Origin of the sequence: Daejeonella sp., assembly GCF_044232565.1 — a bacterium.
Taxonomy (GTDB): Bacteria; Bacteroidota; Bacteroidia; order Sphingobacteriales; family Sphingobacteriaceae; genus Daejeonella.
The window spans coordinates 1-5,188 of record NZ_JBIILQ010000199.1 but is presented as its reverse complement, the minus strand read 5'-3'; the positions used below and the strand labels follow the sequence as shown (position 1 = coordinate 5,188).

Here is a 5,188-nt window from a genome sequence, read left to right as displayed (position 1 = left end):
CTTTCTGATGCCGAAAAGGGCTTTAACCAAAGTATTTTCTATGGCAAGGATTCGGATATCATGAGTATTCTTAATTCCGCCAAGCGCTATCCAATGATGAGTGAATACCAGGTTATTTTGGTAAAAGAAGCCCAAGAATTGAAGTGGGGTAAAGAAGTTGAAGATGATAAAAAAGGTCCAGATCCCCTTTTAGCTTACTTTGAAAATCCACTTCCGAGCACCATTTTGGTCTTTTGCTTCCGACATGCTAAGTTTGATAAACGAAAAAAAATCTATAAGGCCATTGAAAAAGCTGGTGTTGTGTTCGAATCTGCTAGTTTAAATGATTATAAGATTTCAGCATGGATTGAAACCTTTGTTCGCGATAAAGGTTATAAAATTCAAGCTCAAGCATCGGCACTTATGGCTGAGTATTTAGGTAATGACCTTTCAAAAGTGTCAAATGAGCTCGAAAAGTTAATGCTCAATGTTAAGCTTGGGCAGGAAATTAACACTGATGATATTCAAAATAATATCGGTATCAGTAAGGATTATAATGTTTTTGAACTTCAACATGCCATTTCACGTAAGGATGTATATAAAGCGAATCAAATAATTAATTATTTTGCCGAAAATCCGAAGAATAACCCCATTTTTTTAGTCATAGGTAATTTAAACTCTTATTTTTCTAAGATTTTAAAAGTTCATTATGCCAGCGATCGTTCATCACAAGGTCTTGCCAAAGAGTTAGGTGTAGCCCCATTTTTTGTCAAAGATTTTGAACAAGCAGCCAGAGCATATAGCAAAGAAAAGGTTTTTAGGATTATTAGCTATCTACGTGAATGTGATTTGAAAGTAAAAGGAGTTGAAGCAAGTGGCAATACCGAGCAAGGTGATTTAATGAAGGAACTTTTGTTTAAGATTATTCATTAAGGTATTAATTAAAAAGATAATTTATTTCCTCCCAATTATGTGTAAGTTTATCAAACTAGTATGTGGGAAACCCAAAGTGCTGCCAGGTTTTATAGACAGGGTGTTTCGCAAATAAACATCAATTATTCCCTTAGCTACCTTTGTTTTAGATTCCAGAAATTCAGGTTCAACAGCCACTAGAAATTCTTTAAAATGCATTTTGCCATTATGATCCACCAAAACCGAGAAGGAATACTGAAAATCTTTATAAGCCTTGTCGATATTAATTCGGTATTCGGGATATAAATATTCTTCAGAGCGGTTCACATGACCCAAATAGGGGTCGAGACTAGCTTTTAATTTTTCTACTCGCGTAATTTTACTACGGCTACTCAACACTACGGGCGTTCTTGCCGCAAAAGCACTATCTAAATTGCTATTAGCTTGTATAGCTCTATATTTAATGAATAAGCTATCCTCTCTTGTTGCTTGCTTTAAGGTTGCAGCATCTGCTTTCAACACCTTTTTTATGTAGTCGTCAGAATAAAGCTTCATATAAATTGTTGATTTATCTTCTTTTAACACTCTCGCTTCCAATTCCATAACTTGTAAAAGAATACTGTCTTTGCTCACATGCTGTACCCTGAACCACTCGCGTGCAAATTGAAATAATGCTTTATGACTATGGAAAATGCGGTAGGTCATGTATTGCTGCTTCACGGGACTAAATATTTTGACCGAGTCGTCAGCATTAAAGTAAATATTCCATTCGGGTTCTAACTGAAACCCTTGCTCATTGAATGAAAGTCCGTTTTGAAACGAACGTCTAACTTCAGTATATTTTATTCCCTTAATTTCGGTGAATGTTGGAATAGGATCTTCATTAATTTTCCTGATATAATTACAGGAAGAACCCATTAAAAGCATATAAAGTAAAAAAAATAGGGGCAGGGTTTTCATGGAGGCCGAAATTAGGAAAAATCTCTGGAAAGCCTGTTATTGCGCATGTTTTTTGAGTGTTAAACGATTATTTGTATAAAATTCCGATTGAATGCAGCCATTGTTCAAGTCCGACCATGAATTTGTCCTCAGTCGTTTTATTATTCATCCCAAATCCATGCCCACCTTTTGGATAAATTAGCAGCTGACTATAAATCTTCTTATTTAACAAAGCTTCATGGTAAATCATACTATTTGCAACAGGTACAGCTGAATCATCAGAGGCGTGGACAAGAAATGCAGGAGGTGTATCAGCATTTACTTGAAGCTCATTTGAGAATTTTTGCTGGCTTTCTAAACTTGAACCTTTACCTAGTAAATTTTGTCTACTCCCCCGATGAGTTAATTCGTCCATAAAACTAATTACAGGATATATAAGAACAGAAAAATCTGGTCTTAGGGATATATTTCTTTCATTATTAATTAAGGGCTCCTTAAAACGTGTGGAAGCGCTTGCTGCTAAATGCCCCCCTGCAGAAAACCCCATAATTCCAATCCTGGATTGGTCAATTCCAAATTGCTCCGCATTTTCTCGGACTAGCTGAATGGCCCTTTGAGCATCTTGCAAAGGTCCGATACTCTTATCCACCATCGTTGAATCATCCGGTAGGCGATATTTTAAGACAAATGCCGTGATTCCCATGCGATTAAATTCTTCTGCAACATCAGAACCCTCATGGGAGGCGGCTAAAATGCCATATCCACCACCGGGACAAATTATTACGGCTGCAGTTTTACTCGTTTTGTTTTTTATCTCATAAAGTGTCAGAGTGGGAATGGAAACTTTGCTGATACGCTCAATCCCAGCTACATCAGTTACAGATTTTTCGCGATTGGCTATCACTATACTATTCGGGATTTCTCCCTTATACAAGGGTATAATTGTTTGTGCCTTCATTGAAATGGAATAAATGATGCAAAACGAAGCAATGATAATTTTAAATATGGTCATAATGCATAGTATTAAAAAATTATTTTCCGGGTTGATATTTTGATTTAGCTCTTTTTAAAACATCTTCACGATAATATGCTACTGTTTTGAATTGACGATTTGCATAGCGTTGCATTTGATCATCAAAATGCGCCGATTTAGGATTACCACTTTGTCCGCCAGCCAACATCGACTTAGCTTTAACTTTCTCCCCAAATTCCACTACGGCCACAAAGCTATTGCCTGATGTTCCATATTGACGCTTCGTGTTTTTGCCAAACCTTGTCCCAAAAGATGCTAATGCGCCCCATTCACCTGATGCCATTCCGATAGGGATGCTTGGCGCGGAATCATTAAATTCTTGGTATATATCTCCATTTACACGTTGATAGCGATTAAACTCGCCCCATGCTATTTCTACAGCACCAAAATCATTCTTTAGTTTATTCAAACTTGTCTCAAATAAATCAAGGCGTTCTTTAATTGGTGCTATGTTATTGATATAATTGATACGCTCCATAAAGTTTAATCCACCAGGAATCTTACCTGAACGGTTATAGGAATTAAGATAAAATTGAATGATTGTCATTGCTGTGGATGTTTCTGATGTGCGGAAATCCCATTTTTTTAATATTTCAATAGCTTTTTTTGCTTCTAAGCTACCTCTAGGATCATTCACGTAGGCCTTTAATAAACCTTTAGTCAATTCTTCAGCACCAGGAAGATAAGAGTCGTAGGCGAGCTCTATTAATTTGTCGATGTTTAATTTCGTTGCTTTTCTTAACAAAGAGATTGCATGAATACCCCTATAATTTTCTGGGGTATATGACATGTAATTGGGGTAATTTTCTTGTTTGGGACTGTTTTTTCCGGCACTAGTAAAGGGTGTTGAATTACAGTTTTGTATCCAGCCATTTTCTGGGTTAAGCAAAAATATCTGATCTTTTAGGGGATGTAAACCTTTCCAATCGGTCTCAGGATTACTGCCATCGACTGGCAATTTATAATCGAATTTAACGTCCCTTTTTGGGATAAAATTACCATGATAATAGGCAATATTTCCATCTGCGTCGGCATAAACGGTATTATTTGAAGAGTTTGTGCGAATTTCCATCATCTTTTGAAATTCTTGATGATTGGTATTCTTTGTGCGTAAATAGGATTGTTCTAAAGCCTTTATAGGATCCCACATCATAGCGGTAGCCACCCATTTTTGGTTTGAAGCGTGAGTAATTGGTCCATGATGGGTTCGATAAGCCATAAAGGACTTCTGGCTTTGGCCTATATTTGTTTTATAGGACAGTTGAATTAAGGTGGAATCAACCTTAAGAAGCTCTTTCCCATATTGATAGTGTAATCCGTCTTTATTTTTGACAATACTTTCTTCAAATTCGTCAATGATATCTACATCGGATGAAGTATGCATCCAGCCAGTTTTTTCATTAAATCCTTGATAAACGAAGAATTGTCCCCAAGTAACCGCACCGTAGGCATTTAGCCCTTCCTCACTTACCACATGCACTTCCCCTCTAAAAAAGAAGGAGGTATGCGGATTTATTAATAACATGGCTTTCCCTGATTCAGTTAATTTGCCTGAAATAGCGAAGCCATTTGAGCCTCTGGGCTCATTATCTTTCGTCAAAATAGAACTGCTAAGATTACCTTTTATTTTCTTTGAATTCTCCTGATTGTAGAAATCAGCAAGCTTTTTAAGAGATATCTTTTCAATATCCCCACCAATTGAACCCTCACTAAAATACATGGGCATCCATGGTTCAAACCGCTTAATTAATTGTGGTTTAACTTCAGGATGAGTTTCTAAATAATAGTTTATTCCATCTGCAAAAGCTATACATAATGTTTTAAGCCAGGCCGGACTTTTCTCATAATTAGCTATTGCCTCTTCTTGAGTCATGAAAATTTTGGCGCGTAAATCACTATATAAAGCTTTTTCGCCTTCAATCTCGGCTAGACGGCCGGTAGCCAAGATATAATTCTGCTCTACTCGGTTAAAATCATCCTCGCATTGTGCATATAATAAGCCAAAAACAGCATCAGCGTCAGTTTTTCCATATATATGAGGAACGCCAAATTCATCACGGATGATTTCTGTTTGTGCTGCATGCTGCTGCCAGCGATTTTTTTCATTGCTAAAATTAGTCTTCACAGGAAGAGAAAAACTAATATTGATTAGAAGAATGAGTACTAAAGCTATTCTGATCATATTTCTTTTTTTATTTTTAAATATAAGCTTTTGATTATTTGAGAAGAAGATAATTTGTATCTATTCGATTAACTTGGCTCCAAATCTTAATTTTTTCATTCTTTTTTTCTAATAACTTACAAAGCGCATTTTTATAGATAAAT

4 protein-coding genes are annotated in these 5,188 nt (G+C 36.2%); 1 reads left to right on the top strand and 3 read right to left on the bottom strand.

All coding sequences use genetic code 11. The features are described from left to right. Window positions 1-912 (top strand): DNA polymerase III subunit delta (gene holA / locus ACILQF_RS10290; RefSeq protein ID WP_395627322.1); only part of this gene is annotated, 912 nt, incomplete at its 5' end. Between the two features lie 21 nt (window positions 913-933). Here holA and ACILQF_RS10285 read toward each other — a convergent pair. From ACILQF_RS10285 to ACILQF_RS10275, 3 genes are all read right to left on the bottom strand, one after another. Next, the gene (locus ACILQF_RS10285; RefSeq protein WP_395627321.1) at window positions 934-1,851 is read right to left on the bottom strand and encodes a hypothetical protein; all 918 of its coding nucleotides are present in this window, start codon (window positions 1,849-1,851) and stop codon (window positions 934-936) included. 67 nt (window positions 1,852-1,918) lie between these two features. Beyond that, window positions 1,919-2,842 carry an alpha/beta hydrolase gene (locus ACILQF_RS10280; RefSeq protein WP_395627320.1) on the bottom strand — a complete coding sequence of 308 codons (924 nt, stop codon included), beginning with the start codon at window positions 2,840-2,842 and terminating at the stop codon, window positions 1,919-1,921. 19 nt (window positions 2,843-2,861) lie between these two features. Then, the gene (locus tag ACILQF_RS10275; RefSeq protein ID WP_395627319.1) at window positions 2,862-5,045 is read right to left on the bottom strand and encodes an acylase; all 2,184 of its coding nucleotides are present in this window, start codon (window positions 5,043-5,045) and stop codon (window positions 2,862-2,864) included. Window positions 5,046-5,188 lie beyond the last annotated feature (143 nt).

Coding starts and splice junctions, on each gene's coding strand:
- ACILQF_RS10275 (WP_395627319.1), bottom strand. CDS start 5,045: ATGATCAGAATAGCTTTAGTACTCATTCTTCTAATCAATATTAGTTTT.
- ACILQF_RS10285 (WP_395627321.1), bottom strand. CDS start 1,851: ATGAAAACCCTGCCCCTATTTTTTTTACTTTATATGCTTTTAATGGGT.
- ACILQF_RS10280 (WP_395627320.1), bottom strand. CDS start 2,842: ATGACCATATTTAAAATTATCATTGCTTCGTTTTGCATCATTTATTCC.